The sequence below is a fragment of the Streptococcus sp. HMSC072D05 genome (assembly GCF_001815805.1).
Lineage (GTDB): Bacteria > Bacillota > Bacilli > Lactobacillales > Streptococcaceae > Streptococcus.
This window is the reverse complement of the sequence record NZ_KV822000.1, coordinates 1-555: the sequence shown is the minus strand read 5'-3', so window position 1 is coordinate 555 and position 555 is coordinate 1. Positions and strand designations below refer to the sequence as shown.

Annotated in this window: 1 rRNA gene; it reads right to left on the bottom strand. The window is 49.0% G+C overall.

The features are described from left to right. Window positions 1-555 (bottom strand): 23S ribosomal RNA (locus HMPREF3057_RS03210); the annotation flags it as partial.

Genomic DNA, 555 nt, shown 5'->3' with positions numbered 1-555 from the left:
ATCGTAACTCGCCGGTTCATTCTACAAAAGGCACGCTCTCACCCATTAACGGGCTCGAACTTGTTGTAGGCACACGGTTTCAGGTTCTATTTCACTCCCCTCCCGGGGTGCTTTTCACCTTTCCCTCACGGTACTGGTTCACTATCGGTCACTAGGGAGTATTTAGGGTTGGGAGATGGTCCTCCCAGATTCCGACGGGATTTCACGTGTCCCGCCGTACTCAGGATACTGCTAGGTACAAAGACTATTTTAAATACGAGGCTATTACTCTCTTTGGCTGATCTTCCCAAATCATTCTTCTATAATCTTTGAGTCCACATTGCAGTCCTACAACCCCGAAGAGTAAACTCTTCGGTTTGCCCTCCTGCCGTTTCGCTCGCCGCTACTAAGGCAATCGCTTTTGCTTTCTCTTCCTGCAGCTACTTAGATGTTTCAGTTCACTGCGTCTTCCTCCTCACATCCTTAACAGATGCGGGTAACAGGTAGTACCTGTTGGGTTCCCCCATTCGGAAATCCCTGGATCATCGCTTACTTACAGCTACCCAAGGCATATCG